Source organism: Mesorhizobium quangtriensis (assembly GCF_040081925.1).
Taxonomy (GTDB): domain Bacteria; phylum Pseudomonadota; class Alphaproteobacteria; order Rhizobiales; family Rhizobiaceae; genus Mesorhizobium_K; species Mesorhizobium_K quangtriensis.
Genome location: NZ_JBEBMF010000001.1, coordinates 901406 through 915839 on the forward strand (window position 1 = coordinate 901406; position 14434 = coordinate 915839).

General features: G+C 63.9%; 8 protein-coding genes. 1 reads left to right on the forward strand and 7 read right to left on the reverse strand.

Translation table 11 applies throughout. The features are described from left to right. Positions 1–72: 72 nt before the first annotated feature. Positions 73–2352 carry an NADP-dependent malic enzyme gene (locus ABMA32_RS04535; protein ID WP_349012530.1) on the reverse strand — a complete coding sequence of 760 codons (2280 nt, stop codon included), beginning with the start codon at positions 2350–2352 and terminating at the stop codon, positions 73–75. Positions 2353–2425: 73 nt separating this feature from the next. On the opposite strand from ABMA32_RS04535, the gene mutS reads away from it, so the two are divergent. Then, positions 2426–5188, forward strand: a complete 2763-nt coding sequence (gene mutS / locus ABMA32_RS04540; protein WP_349012531.1) for a DNA mismatch repair protein MutS — start codon at positions 2426–2428, stop codon at positions 5186–5188. Positions 5189–5225: 37 nt separating this feature from the next. Here the strand turns inward: mutS and ABMA32_RS04545 are convergent, their stop codons facing one another. From ABMA32_RS04545 to ABMA32_RS04570, 6 genes are all read right to left on the reverse strand, one after another. Then, a complete protein-coding gene (locus ABMA32_RS04545; RefSeq protein WP_349012532.1) occupies positions 5226–7739 on the reverse strand; it encodes an arylsulfatase in 2514 nt (837 codons plus the stop codon). A gap of 175 nt (positions 7740–7914) precedes the next feature. Beyond that, positions 7915–9315, reverse strand: a complete 1401-nt coding sequence (locus ABMA32_RS04550) for a PepSY-associated TM helix domain-containing protein (protein WP_349012533.1) — start codon at positions 9313–9315, stop codon at positions 7915–7917. Between the two features lie 184 nt (positions 9316–9499). Beyond that, the gene (locus ABMA32_RS04555) at positions 9500–9892 is read right to left on the reverse strand and encodes a hypothetical protein (RefSeq protein WP_349012534.1); all 393 of its coding nucleotides are present in this window, start codon (positions 9890–9892) and stop codon (positions 9500–9502) included. Positions 9893–10012: 120 nt separating this feature from the next. Continuing rightward, positions 10013–10420, reverse strand: a complete 408-nt coding sequence (locus ABMA32_RS04560; RefSeq protein WP_349012535.1) for a DUF6636 domain-containing protein — start codon at positions 10418–10420, stop codon at positions 10013–10015. A gap of 18 nt (positions 10421–10438) precedes the next feature. Continuing rightward, a complete protein-coding gene (locus ABMA32_RS04565; protein ID WP_349012536.1) occupies positions 10439–12460 on the reverse strand; it encodes an ATP-binding protein in 2022 nt (673 codons plus the stop codon). Positions 12461–12628: 168 nt separating this feature from the next. Next, positions 12629–14374 (reverse strand): adenylate/guanylate cyclase domain-containing protein, encoded by a 1746-nt coding sequence (locus ABMA32_RS04570; RefSeq protein WP_349013324.1) that lies wholly within the window; start codon positions 14372–14374, stop codon positions 12629–12631. Positions 14375–14434: the final 60 nt, after the last annotated feature.

Sequence of the window (14434 nt, forward strand, 5' to 3'; positions counted from 1 at the left end):
GTAGTTGTACTTTTGTTACTGCAAACGGCAACTCACAGATTTCCACAGAGCCACGGGATAGGCCTGTAGTCCTCACACCCCCGCCGCATAAGCCGCGATCGCGGCCATGTTTACAATGTCGCTGTCCTTGGCGCTCATCGAGACGATCTGCACCGGCTTGTTGAGGCCGACGATGAGCGGGCCGATGACGGTGGAGCCGCCGAGTTCCTGCAGCATCTTGGTCGAGATCGAGGCCGAATGGAAGGCGGGCATGACCAGCACGTTGGCCGGGCCTGACAGCCGGCAGAAGGGATAGCGCTTCATCGCCTCCGGATTGAGCGCGACGTCGGCGGCCATCTCGCCGTCATACTCGAAATCGACGCGGCGCCTGTCGAGGATTTTCACCGCCTCCTGCACGCGCTCGGAGCGCTCGCCGGCCGGGTGGCCGAAGGTGGAGTAGGCGAGCATGGCCACGCGGGGTTCATAACCCATGCGGCGCGCGAAGGCCGCGGTCTCCTCGGCGATGTCGGCGATCTGCTCCGCATTCGGCATGTCGTGCACGGCGGTGTCGGCGACGATGACCGTGCGGCCCCGGCAGAGCGCGATCGAGACGCCGATGACGCGGTGGCCCGGACGCTCGTCGATGACGCGCCTGACGTCGTCGAGCGCGGTCGAATAGTTGCGGGTGATGCCGGTGACCATCGCGTCGGCGTCGCCCTGCGCCACCATGCAGGCGGCGAAATGGTTGCGGTCGTTGTTGATCAGCCGCTGCGCGTCGCGGAAGAGGTAGCCCTTGCGCTGCAGCCGCTCGTAGAGGAAGTCGGCATAGGCCGCGTTCTTCTTCGACAGGCGCGCATTGATGATCTCGATGCCGGGACGGTCGAGATCGACGCCGGCGGCGCGCGCATTGTCGCGCACGATGTCCTCGCGGCCGACGAGGATGGCCGTGCCGAGTTTCTGCGCGACATAGGAGACGGCGGCGCGCATGACCTGCTCCTCCTCGCCCTCGGCGAAGACGACGCGCTGCGGCTTCCTGCGCACGCGGTCGTAGATGCGGCTGAGCGTCGAGGCGATCGGGTCGCGGCGGGCGGAAAGCTCCAGCGCGTATTTCTCGAAATCCGCGATCGGCTTGCGCGCGACGCCGGTTTCCATCGCGGCCTTCGCGACGGCGATGGGTATTGCGGAAATCAGGCGCGGGTCGAAGGGCACGGGGATGATGTATTGCGGGCCGAATTTCGGGCGGTTGCCCTGGTATGCGGCGGCGACGTCGTCGGGCACGTCCTGGCGGGCAAGCTCGGCCAGCGCCTCGGCCGCCGCGACCTTCATCGCGTCGTTGATGGTGGTGGCGCGGACATCGAGCGCGCCGCGGAAGATGTAGGGGAAGCCCAGGACGTTGTTGACCTGGTTGGGATAGTCCGAGCGGCCGGTCGCCATGATGGCATCGTCGCGGATCTTCGCGACTTCCTCGGGCGTGATCTCGGGGTCGGGATTCGCCATGGCGAAGATGATCGGGTTCGGCGCCATCGAGCGGATCATGGCGTCGGTGAAGGCGCCCTTGGCGGAGAGGCCGAAGACGATGTCGGCGCCGTCGAGCGCATCGGCGAGGCTGCGGCGGTCGGTCTTGACCGCATGGCCCGACTTCCACTGGTTCATGCCCTCGGTGCGGCCCTGGTAGACGACGCCCTTGGTGTCGCACAGGATGACGTTCTCGGGCGAAAAGCCCATCGACTTGACGAGCTCGATGCAGGCGATGCCGGCCGCACCCGCGCCGTTGCAGACGAGCTTCGCCGTCTTCATGTCGCGGCCGGTGAGGTGGAGCGCGTTGATGAGGCCGGCCGCCGCGATGATGGCGGTGCCGTGCTGGTCGTCGTGGAAGACGGGGATGTCCATCAGCTCGCGCAGGCGCTGCTCGATGATGAAGCACTCCGGCGCCTTGATGTCCTCCAGGTTGATGCCGCCGAAGGAGGGGCCGAGATAGCGCACGCAGTTGATGAAGGCGTCGGCGTCCTCGGTGTCGACCTCGAGGTCGATGCTGTCGACGTCGGCGAAGCGCTTGAAGAGCACCGACTTGCCCTCCATGACGGGCTTGGAGGCCAGCGCGCCGAGATTGCCGAGGCCGAGGATGGCGGTGCCGTTGGAGATGACGGCGACCATGTTGCCGCGCGTGGTGTAGTCGAAGGCCTTCGAGGGGTCTTCCGCGATGGCCTTCACGGGAACGGCGACGCCGGGCGAATAGGCGAGCGACAGGTCGCGCTGTGTCGCCATCGGCTTGGTGGGGTTGATCTCCAGCTTGCCGGGACGGCCCATGGCGTGGAAATGCAGCGCCTCCTCGGCGCTCACCGACGGGCCGTTGGTGTCCGGTTTCTTGGCCATGCGGGCGGTCCCCTCCCAGGGATATGCTGTGCGCTCTGCGCTTTGTTTTTGTGGAGCGTTCGGGATTAAGACTATGCTCGGACGCCGTAAAGGGTCAAACAGGCAGGCTGCGGCGCTTTTTGCCGCCACGGACGGATTTGTGAACGACGAGACGCCCATAAAGCGCGAAGGTGCCCAGCCGGCGGCGACGCCGATGATGGAGCAGTATGTGGAGATCAAGGCGGCGAACCCGGATTCGCTGCTGTTCTACCGCATGGGCGATTTCTACGAGCTGTTCTTCGAGGATGCGGAACATGCCAGCCGCGCGCTCGGCATCGTGCTGACCAAGCGCGGCAAACATCTCGGGCAGGACATCCCGATGTGCGGCGTGCCGGTGCATGCCGCCGACGACTATCTGCAGAAGCTGATCGCGCAGGGTTTCCGCGTCGCCGTGTGCGAGCAGGTCGAGGATCCCGCCGAGGCCAAGAAGCGCGGCTCGAAATCGGTGGTGAAGCGCGACGTGGTGCGCCTCGTGACGCCGGGCACCATCACCGAGGAGAAGCTGCTCGCGCCGTCGGAATCGAGTTTCCTGATGGCGCTGGGGCGCGTGAAGGGCGGCGAGAACTCCTATGCATTGGCTTGGACCGAAATCTCGACGGGTGCATTCCGTGTTGCCGAGACGAATGCGGAGCGGCTGCTGTCCGACGTGCTGCGCGTCGATCCCCGGGAGCTGATCGTCGCCGACACGGTGTTCTACGACGACGAGCTGCGGCCGGTGTTCGATGTGCTCGGCCGCGTCGCGAACCCGCAGCCGGCGCAGCTCTTCGATTCAAGCGCGGCGTCGGGGCGGATCGCGCGTTTCTACGACATCGCGACGCCGGACAGTTTCGGCAGCTTCAGTCGGGCCGAACTGTCGGCGATCTCTGCAGTCATCGCCTATGTCGAGAAGACGCAGATTGCCGAACGCCCGCCGCTCGATTTTCCAACACGCGAGGAAAACGGCGCGACGTTGTTCATCGACCCGGCGACGCGCGCCAACCTCGAATTGATGCGCACGTTGTCGGGCAGCCGCGACGGCTCGCTATTCCGCGCGATCGACAGGACCGTGACGGGCGGTGGCGCACGCATGTTGGCAGACAGGCTCACCGCGCCGCTAACCGATCCGGCAGCGATCAACCGGCGGCTGGATTCTGTGTCCTTCTTCCTGGCGGAGACGCGCCTCTGCGAAGCGCTGCGAGCTTCGCTGAAGAGCGTCGCCGACATGCCGCGCGCGCTGACGCGGCTTGCGCTCAACAGGGGCGGGCCGCGCGACCTCGGCGCGCTGCGTTCGGGCTTTGCCGCGTCGCGCGAGATCGTTGCGCTGGTTGCCGGTACGCTGCTGCCGGAAGAGATCGGTGCGGCGATGCAGGCACTTGGTGACCTACCGAATGACTTTGCGCGGCATCTTGAGGAAGCGCTGGCCGACGAACTGCCGCTCCTGAAACGTGACGGCGGCTTCCTGCGCGAAGGCTACGACCGCGACCTCGACGAGTCGCGCGGGCTGGCGACGGAATCGCGGCGCGTCATCCTCGGCATGGAGCGCGATCTTCAGGAAGAGACCGGCATCCGGTCGCTGAAGATACGGCACAACAATGTGCTCGGATACTACATCGAGGTGACGGCGAACCATCAGGCAGCGATGAATGGCAATGATGAATTGAAAGGCCGCTTCATCCACCGCCAGACGATGGCGAACGCCATGCGCTTCACCACGACGGAGCTCGCCGGGCTGGAAAGCAAGATCGCCAACGCCGCCGACCGCGCTCTCTCGATCGAGCTTGCGGCGTTCGAGCGGCTGGTGGCGGAAGCAGTCGCAGCGGCCGACGCGATCCGTGCCGGCGCGGAGGCGCTGTCCGTGGTTGATGTCTCGGCGGCGCTCGCCTGTCTCGCGCAGGCGGAGGACTACGCCCGGCCGACTGTGGACGGGAGCCTGACCTTCTCGATTGAAGGCGGACGCCATCCTGTCGTCGAACAGTCGCTGCGCCGTCAGGCGCAAGCGCCGTTCGTGGCCAATGACTGCGACCTGTCGCCGGAAGACGGCGCGAAAAACGGCTCGATCTGGCTGCTGACCGGCCCGAATATGGGCGGTAAGTCCACTTTCCTGCGCCAGAACGCGCTGATCGCGATCATGGCTCAGATGGGAAGCCATGTGCCGGCGCGGGCAGCGCATATCGGCGTCGTGGACCGGCTGTTCTCCCGTGTCGGCGCGTCCGACGATCTGGCGCGCGGCCGCTCGACCTTCATGGTGGAGATGGTGGAGACGGCGGCGATCCTCAATCAGGCGAGCGAGCGTTCGCTGGTGATCCTCGACGAGATCGGACGCGGTACCTCGACCTTCGACGGCCTGTCGATCGCCTGGGCATCGCTGGAATATCTGCACGAGCAGAACCGCTGCCGCGCCATCTTCGCCACCCATTTCCACGAGATGACCGCGCTCGCTGGCAAGCTGTCACGACTCCATAACGTCACCATGCGCGTCAAGGAATGGGAAGGCGACGTGGTCTTCCTGCACGAGGTGGCGAAGGGCGCGGCCGACCGCTCTTACGGTGTTCAGGTCGCGCGGCTCGCCGGCCTGCCGATGGCGGTCGTGGCGCGCGCGAAGGATGTGCTGGCGCAGCTCGAAAGCGGCGAGACGGCCGGCAAGGCTGAAAAGCTCGTGGACGACCTGCCGCTGTTCTCAGCCGCTATTCGTCGCGAGACGCCGCCGGCGAGCAAGACCGATCCCGTGACGGAAGCTTTGGCTGGGATCAACCCGGACGAGATGTCACCGCGCGAGGCGCTGGAAGCGCTTTACCGGCTCAAGGGACTGGGACGGTAGAAGGCCGGGGCAAAAAGTTGCCCCGGCGATCCGAGAGCTACTCGCTCGACTTGTTGTTGCGCTGGGCATCCTCAAGCTTCTTGATATCCGCTGCGGACAACTGCGGACGGTCAACCTTGATGGTCAGCTTGTCGAGCTTGGCTGTCAGCGCGAAGGGTGGCTGGTAGTCCGCGTCGTTGACGCCGGTCAAGGTGTCCGAGCCGATATCGAAGGCCTCGTCCCATTGCAGGATCATCGGCAACGTCTTGTCCATGGTCTTGGTGTCCACCACGGCGCCATCGACTTTGAGGGTTCCGACACCGCCACGACCGACACCGGAAAAGTCGTTGAACGCCAAAGTTCCCGGTCCGAGGCCATCGTACTTGAAGTCAAATTCGATGACATGCTTGCCCGTCGAAAGAGGTGCGGTGCCCGTCCATTTCAGGCGTTCGAGATCGGCCAGATTCCAGACCCAGACGGGCGTGCCGTCGAGCAGGTAGAATCCATATCCGCCAAACCGTCCGCCGGAGGTCAGGATCATGCCGTTGGCGTTGTCCGCTGGCACTTCTATCTCGGCTGTGACCGTGTAGGACGTGTTGAGCAGCAGGGGCGAGTCGCCCTGTGGCAGCCCCGTCATCGGGCGTGTGTAGACGAACTCGCTGCGCCCGGCGGTGATGTTGGGTCGCGGCGCCACGATGCGCGCGGCGACCGACGCATCGAGCGGCAAGACTTGGTACTTCTTCGCTTCCTCCATGAACTTGGCCTTGAGCTCGGCAACCTTATCGGGGTTTTCCGCAGCGATGTCCTTGGTCTGGTTCATGTCGGTGGTCAGGTTGTAGAGCTGGAACTCCTGATTGTTGAGCGGGTCAGGATTGGCGGGACCGAAGGCGTCCCAAGGGGCGCGGTTGACCTTCGTGCTTAGCAGCCACCCTTCATCGTAGAGCGCCCACTGGCCCATCATCTCGAAATATTGCGTCTTATGGTGGCTTGGTTCCTTCGCATTCGCCGCGTCGAAAGTGTAGGCGAAGCTCGTACCTTCGATCGGTGACTGCTTGATGCCATCGACCATTTCGGGGGCCTGTATCCCTGCAACTTCCAGAATCGTCGGTACGACGTCGATCACATGCATGAACTGATCGCGCCTGCCGCCCTTGTCGGTGATCTTCGCTGGCCATGACACGGCCATGTTCTGCCGGATGCCGCCGAGCCTGGACGCGTTCTGCTTGAACCAGTCGAAGGGCGTGTCGAAGGCCCAGGACCAGCCCGCCGACATGTGATTGTACGTCATCTCGGTTCCCCAGACGTCGTACCACTTCATCTGCTGCTTGGCCGGGATCATGTTGACCCCGTTGAAGAAGGCGACCTCGTTCGGCGTTCCGAGCGGTCCGCCCTCGGCGCTGGTTCCGTTGTCGCCGTTGATGTAGATGATGAGCGTGTTGTCGAGCTCACCCAGGTCTTCGACTGTCTGGATAACGCGTCCGATCTCATGGTCGGAATAGGCCGCATAGGCCGCGAAAGTGTTCACCTGCTTGATGAAAAGCTTCTTCTCGACATCGGTGAGCTGATCCCATGGCTTGATCATGTCGGCCGGCCAGGGCGACAGCGTGGCGTCCTCGGGCACGAGCCCCATCTTCTTCTGGTTCGCGAAGATCTTCTCCCGCAATGCCTCGTAGCCATCGTCGAAGAGATGCATCGCCTCGATCTTTTCCATCCACTCCTTGGTGGGATGGTGCGGCGCGTGCGTTGCGCCAGGCGCGTACTTCACGAAGAACGGCTTGGACGGGTTGATCTGGTGCATGTTGCTGATCCAGCCGATGGCGTCGTCCGCCATGCCGGTGACCAGGTTCCATCCCGGCTTGCCGTCAAATGGGTAAATCTGCGTTGTGTTGCGGAAGAGGTTCGGCTGCCACTGGTTGGCGTCGCCGCCGACGAAACCGTAGAAATATTCAAAGCCCATGCCGCTCGGCCATTGATCGAACGGCCCGGACTGGCTCGCCTCGAAGGCGGGCGTGTTGTGATTCTTGCCGAACCAGGAGGTGCTGTAGCCGTTGTCGAGGAGGATCCGCCCGATCGTCGCCTTGTCCTGGGCGATAATGCTGTTGTAGCCGGGGAAGCCGGTCGATTGCTCGGAAATCACGCCGAACCCGGCAGAATGGTGGTTTCTACCGGTGATCAGCGCCGCCCGCGTGGGGGAGCAAAGCGCGGTGGAATGTATGTTGGTGTAACTCAACCCGTTGGCCGCGACCCTGTCCATCGCTTCAGTCGGGATCACGCCGCCGAAGGTGCTGGGTACGCCGAAGCCGGCATCATCCGTTATGATGAGGAGGACGTTGGGTGCTTCGGCCGGCGGCACCACTCTTGGCGCCCACCACGGCGTCGATTGCAAGGCGCCGTCCTTGATCGTCCCGGCAAACGGGAGAGTTGGTGCCGGCAGCTGCTTTCCGTCTATGGTCGTCGTGGCGCCGGGCGATCCCAGGGTTCCCGTCACCTGCTGCGCCACCGCTGTCGTCGCGCCGCCCAGCAGAGCGAGCGTCAGGACGGATGCCCTGGCCAGCCAACGTTTTCTATTCATGAGTTTACCTCCCGGTTCCGCCCAGTCGTCGGTCCCTTTGGGCTGCCGTGGGCCCTCGTCCGGTGCCGCGAAGGAAATCTTACGTAACGGTAGCCAGGATTGTAAGGTAATTTACGGTAACAACAAGTCGGGCTGAACTGCGGCGCGGAAGGAGCGCTCCCGCGCCGCAACAATTTCACGACAAGGCGCGCTTCAGGCCCGGCGTGACGCGCAGGAAGGTTGCGTCGAGAAGCAGTACGACGAGAATGGCTGCGCCGGCCAGTGGGAAGACGACGCCAAGAAGCAGGACGACGAGCGCCGCCCCTTTCCAGAAAGGCAGGTCGCGGGGCCTTGGCGGGGCTCCGAGACGAGATGCGGTTTCCGGCCTGCGCTTCCACCACATCACCAGCCCGGACACCGACACGGTGATGACCGACAGGCAGAAAAGTGTGTTGAAGACGAGGTTCCAGACACCGAGGTCGCCTTCGTGGAAGGCTATGCCCCAGGCCATTGCCTTTGCGTAGGGCGAATAGTCTGCGTAACGCACGTCGGCCAGCACATTGCCTGAGTACCGGTCGATATGGATCGTTCGGTCGGCCGAGGGATTCGGCCCGTCATTCGACATGCTGTCGTGGCTTATGGTCCAGACGCCGGTTTCGTCGGCAGGCAGGTTTATCTGGAAGCGACCGACGAAACCGAGGCTCCGGGCGAAGGCCGCGACGCTGTCGAGAGAAACGTCTCCCTCGATCGCATCAACACCCGCGAGAGAGCCGGACTCCGGAAGCGGCGTCTGCTCGACGCCCCAAGGCACTTCGTGATGCCCGTCATGGTTCATGCTGGCGTGGGTGGCGTCAGAGAGCGGCGCCCCGAATTTCTCGGCCGGGAACGTGTTCCACGCCTGCACGATCCTCTCGCCCCAAATACCCGCCCAGCTGAGGCCTGAAATCAGGAAGACGACGAGGAACAGCGATATCCAGAAGCCGAGTACACCGTGCAGGGATTTCCAGAACGCCCGGCCACGCGCTGCAAGCCTTGGAACCAGGACGTTTCGCCAGCCTCCACCGTTTCGCGGCCAATGCAGATAGAGGCCGGTCACAACCATGATGATGGCGAGGCTGGCCGCGATCTCGATCATGCGGTCGCCGAAGCTGCCGAGCAGCAGCGTGCCGTGGATCTTATTGACGAACTCGTACCAGCCTGCGCGCCAGGCGAACGTTTTGAGGACGGCGCCTGTGTATGGATCGACCGCGACGCCAGTCTTGTCGTCACCTGCGGCGACGACGAGGATGGCGGCGCGGTCCAGGGCGACTGGCTCGATGTACTGGACGGCCTTGCCGCCTGGCACGGATGCTTCCGCTGCGGCCTGCAGGGCGCTTGGCGAAAGGATGCCGCTCTGCGGCGTCACCATGGTTCGCCCGCTGTCGATGCCGGCGCTCCAGGAAATCCAGAGCATGATCAGACCGGTCGTCGCCAGCATGACAAGGAAGGGGATGACGTAGAGCCCGGCATAGAAGTGCCAACGCCAGGCGATGAAGTAGAATTTGTTGACGCTGGCGTCCGCCTGCCGGGCTTCGGCTCCGAGAGTGATGTCGCTCATGGGTTTGCTCCCGGGGGAACGGAATTGATGCAGAGAGCTATGGGCATAAGCGAGTGAGCGGCTTCGGGCGTGCTCGCGCGATGAAAAACAGACATGGATTGTCCCCTTGCATGCCTTGCGGCAGCGGGTGGATTGAAAGCCGAAAGGTGCGGCTCCGGTTAGGTCGCCGCGACGCGGCGCGAAATCAGATCAACTGAGGCGGCGCGCGCGGACGTCCGGAACGTCGTTCGAGAGCAAAGGCCGGCGAATGCGCGTCCAACACAGAACATGTGCGCGCCACGGAAGTCGAAAGCGGGTTTGACAGCGAGTGCGTGGGGCGGTCGTCGGAAACCGTGGACAGAAACATGCTGCAGGAAACCGTGCAGCAGTCGGGGAGCGTCTTGTGGCCGGAACCGTCCGCATCGCCGCCGGACTGCTCCATGCCAGGCATGCAAAGCGGATTGCCGAAGGCGTCGAGCATCGGCGAGGCGGCGGCCGCTCCGGTCGCGTAGGCGCCGGCCAGCGCCTGCATGAAAAGCAAGAGGGTCGCGACGAACGCGATGACTGTGCCTCTGCGCTTCTGCTCGATGCGTTTCAAGAAAGCTCCCTCTGCGCTTCTAGTAGCAGGGAACATGGCTACGTAAATCGTGGTTTGCCGCACTTGCCTCATTCGAGGGCGACGTGTGCGCTTATGTCTCGCTGGTCAGCTAGGCGTCGTCTAGCGAAGCGTCTGCTTTTTCTTCGACAGGAAGAAGCCGTTGCCATGGCGGTTGGCGCAGGTGACGCCGTCGGTTGCCACGGAACACGTGAACCCATGCTGTTCCCATTGGCTGCCGTAGGAAAGCACCGGATAGTCGGGGTTCATCACGGTATCGCCGGCACAGATGCGCACCGCGGGACGGGGGGCGCCGGTCACCGCGAAGGCGTTGCCCCAGTCGAGATCGCAATCCGCGGGGCGCCTGGGAATGGCGGCGGTGTTGTCGCGGATGTCGCAGCGCAGCTCTGCCGTACCGTCCCAGACATCCGCCATGCAGTGGATGTTGTCGGACGGCGTACGGAAACCATCCGCCAGCGCCGGCGAGGCGGTTGCCGAGGCGACGAAAGCAACAAGGAATCCGATGCGCATAAGCCCCCTCGGTGTTGATCAGTCCTTGTTGCTGCCTTTGGCGATCAGTTCCTTCACCCGACGAGCAAAGACATCCATCTGGAACGGCTTGGTGATGACATGCATGCCGGCGTCGAGATGGCCGTGGCTCAGCACGGCGTTCTCTGCATAGCCGGTTACGAAGAGCACTTCCATCCCCGGTCGACTGACGCGCGCAGCGTCGGCCACCTGGCGTCCGTTCATACCTCCCGGCAGGCCGACATCGGTGATCAGCAGGCTGATCGGTCGCTGCGAATTCAGGATTTTCAGCGCCGATGGACCGTCCCCGGCCTCGATCACGGTGTAGCCGAGTTCCTCGAGCTGTTCGGCGGCGAGCATTCGGATCAGCGGCTCGTCATCGACGAGAAGCACGGTTTCGCCGCCTTCCGCGCGCGGAGGTTCGTGGTGGTCTGTATGGTTTTGCATATCGTCGGATACCTCACCCTGATAGCGCGGCAGATAGATGCAGATCATCGTCCCCTTGCCGGTTTCTGAATAGATGCGGGCGGCTCCGCCCGACTGGCCGGCGAAGCCGTAGACCATCGACAGGCCAAGACCCGTGCCTTGGCCGATCGGCTTTGTCGTGAAGAAGGGGTCGAAGGCGCGGGCCATGATTTCCGGCGGCATGCCCGTGCCTGTATCGGAGACGCAGAGCGAGATGTACTGCCCCGGCTCCAGGCCGCGCGGCCGCGCCGCATGCTCGTCTATCCACCGGTTCGAGGTTTCGATGGTCAGCTTGCCGCCATCGGGCATGGCATCACGCGCATTGATACAGAGATTGAGGAGCGCGTTCTCGAGCTGTCCAGCATCGACATTCGTCGTCCAGAGGCCCGCTGCATAGACGGTCTCGACCTCTATGCCGGGCCCCACACTTCTCGATACGAGATCGAGCATGCCGGAAACCAGTATGTTGATGTTGGTCGGTTTGGGGTCCAGCGTCTGGCGCCGCGAGAAGGCGAGCAGGCGCTGGGTCAGGTTGGCGGCGCGTCGCGCGGCGCCGAGCGCTCCAGTGATGTAGCGGTCGAGTTCGCCTGTGCGCCCCTGCGCAAGGCGGGCCGAAATCATCTCGAGGCTACCGGTGATGCCGGCGAGGATATTGTTGAAATCGTGCGCCAGCCCGCCGGTCAACTGGCCGACGGCTTCCATCTTCTGGCTCTGCCGCAACGCCTCTTCCGTGGCCATGAGAGCGTCGGTGCGCTCCTGAACCTGCTGCTCGAGCGTGGCGTTGAGTTCGGCGAGTGCGATCTCGGCCTGACGGCGCGCGGTAATGTCCTGGAAAAGAACCGCGACCTGTTTGCGGTTAGGCGGCTCGATCCGCACCGCCGCGAGTTCGAGGAAGCGACCCGTCGCGACAAGCTCCTGCTGAAAGCGGATCGGCTCGCCGGTGCGTAGCACCGCGCCGTAACGCGCCACCCACGCATCGGCCTCGTCCGGCACCATCTCGCGCAGCTTCTGGCCGACGACGTTGGGGATGCCTGCGTGCCGGGCGTAGGCTTCGTTGGCCTGGACGTGGATATAGTCGCTGTCGGGGCCATGCGGGCCGTCGAAGAACTCGATGATGCAGAAGCCTTCGTCGATGGCGTCGAAGAGCCCCTTGTAAAGCGCCTCGCTGTCGCGCTGCGACTGTTCGGCCGAGTAGCGGTCGGAGACGTCCGCGCCCTCGACGAAGATGCCGGTCATGCTGCCGTCCGACCCGCGCAGCGGCTGATAGACAAAGTCGAGATATCGTTCCTCTACAGGCGAATCCGGCGAGGATTGCATGGCAAAACGCGCGCCGGTGGCGGTATATGCCTTTCCGGTCCGATAGACATCGTCGAGGATTTTGACAAAACCCTGTGCCGCAGCTTCTGGAAGGGCCTCGGCGACGGTGCGGCCGATGATGTCGCGGTTGCCCACCAGCCGCAGATAGCTGGGATTGGCCAGATCGAAGCGGTGATCCGGCCCGCGCAGCAACGCCATGAAGGTTGGCGCCTGCTCGAACATCTGTGTGAGGATGGCGGCGATATTCGCGTCGGTGTGCATCTTATGTCCCAGCCTGGCCACGCCGCAGCGCTGCCCGCTCACAATAACGCCTGACGGCGCAATGGTTTCCATGCCATGCGTCATATTCGATTACAAAGGTAAAAGGGGGTCTCGAGCCGGACGGAGCCGGAGGATTGCGTTACGATACGTCAAGAGCGACCGAACGAGCTACAATCCAGCGCGGCGCAGGCCTTCGATATAACGGCCCCGGTCCTCAAGGCGCATCAGGGGATGGTATTTTTCGACCCAGTCGAGACTGAGGCCGGGTTGCAGGCGCTTACACTCGGCCAGGCCGGCGCGTGCCAGGTCGAGGTCTCCGGCCATGCCCGCAGACGCTGTCAGGGTGCGCCAGGCTGTGCCGAAATTGTTGCGCATCTGGACCGCGCGCCGCTCGAAGCTGACGGCTTCTGCGTAGCGGCCCGCAACAAAGTGACATAGTCCTTCGACCGACAGGTTGGCGGCCTGGCCGTAGTCGCGCGGGCTGAGCCGAGTGGCCATCGCAACTTGGGCGATCCCCTCTTCGGCGAGGCCGCCATAGCCATATGCGACGCCGAGGATCATGCGGGCGAAGGCGAAATTAGGATTGCGGTGCAGTGCCTCCGTAAGCTCCTCGACGGCCGGACCGAACTTCCTCGAAAAAGTATAGACATAACCTGCGGCGGCGTGGCCCCATGGATCGTCGGGATCGAGTTCTATCGCGCGTTGCGCCAGCGTCAGGCTCTCGGATATCCCGCGTTCGAAATCGATGTTGCCGAGAACGACTCGCGTGGCGAGACCCCAGGCGAGCAGGCTGCGGGCGCGGGCGTAGCCGGGGTCCAGTTCGATTGCCCGCTTGAGCAGTGTCAGGCCCGTATCGTCGTCCTGCACGACCCAGGTCCAGATGTAGGGCATGGCGCGCACGACGCAGCCCCAGGCATCGAGGCTTTCGGGCGGCTTGCTCTGCAGTCGAAGCTCTTCCGCCGCATAGAGCTGCGGTTCGATCGCAGCGACCACGCTCGCCGTTATTTCATCCTGCACGGAGAATATCTCCGACGCGGGACGGTCGTAGCGCTCGGCCCAGATGTGATTGCCTGTGGTGGCGTCGACGAGCTGGCCGGTGACGCGCAACTGATCGCCTGCCTTGCGCACGCTGCCTTCCAGCACGTAGCGCACGCCGAGTTCGCGTGCGACGGTGCGGACGTCCGGTGCCTTGCCCTTGTATCCGAAGCTCGAATTGCGCGCGATGACGAAGAAGCCGCGCAGCTTGGACAACGCGGTGATGATATCCTCGGCAATGCCGTCGCCGAAATAGTCCTGGTCGGACGCGCCGCTCATGTTCTGGAAGGGGAGGACCGCGATCGAAGGCTTGCCGGGAGAGGAAAGACGTGGCGCGGCATCATCTGCGCCGGACTGCCCGAGGCGCAGGTGGAAGGCGCGCACAGGGCGCGCAATGTTCTTCAGCGTCTGGTCGCCGATATCGTCGAAGGCGAGGTCGACCTTGCCCATCACATCCTCGTGGACACGCGCGGAAACACAGATGCCACCGGGTTGGGCGAGACCTTCCAGCCTGGCGGCGACGTTCACGCCGTCACCGAAAATATCGCCGTCCTGTTCGACGATGTCGCCGACATTGATGCCTATGCGCAATGCGATGCGTCGATCGTCGGGAAGATCGGGGTCGCGCCTGGCAATGGCGCTCTGGATCGCAGCGGCGGATCGGACAGCGTCCACCGCGCTCGCAAATTCGGCGAGCAGGCCGTCGCCTGTTGTCTTGACGATCCGGCCCCTGTTGGCGGCGATGGCCGGTTCCAGGATATCGCGGCGGCAGGACAGCAGCCGGTCCAGCGTCCCCTCTTCGTCGCTCTCCATGAGGCGGCTGTAGCCGGCAACGTCGGCGGCAAGAATTGCCGCCAGCTTGCGCTCCATACGGTCCATCGTCACGCTGCGGCTCCTCCGTGGAGGTACCGGACCATAGCGTAAAACGGTCAGCGCCGC

Coding starts and splice junctions, on each gene's coding strand:
- ABMA32_RS04535 (WP_349012530.1), bottom strand. CDS start 2,352: ATGGCCAAGAAACCGGACACCAACGGCCCGTCGGTGAGCGCCGAGGAG.
- mutS (WP_349012531.1), top strand. CDS start 2,426: ATGCTCGGACGCCGTAAAGGGTCAAACAGGCAGGCTGCGGCGCTTTTT.
- ABMA32_RS04545 (WP_349012532.1), bottom strand. CDS start 7,739: ATGAATAGAAAACGTTGGCTGGCCAGGGCATCCGTCCTGACGCTCGCT.
- ABMA32_RS04550 (WP_349012533.1), bottom strand. CDS start 9,315: ATGAGCGACATCACTCTCGGAGCCGAAGCCCGGCAGGCGGACGCCAGC.
- ABMA32_RS04560 (WP_349012535.1), bottom strand. CDS start 10,420: ATGCGCATCGGATTCCTTGTTGCTTTCGTCGCCTCGGCAACCGCCTCG.
- ABMA32_RS04565 (WP_349012536.1), bottom strand. CDS start 12,460: ATGCACACCGACGCGAATATCGCCGCCATCCTCACACAGATGTTCGAG.
- ABMA32_RS04570 (WP_349013324.1), bottom strand. CDS start 14,374: ATGGACCGTATGGAGCGCAAGCTGGCGGCAATTCTTGCCGCCGACGTT.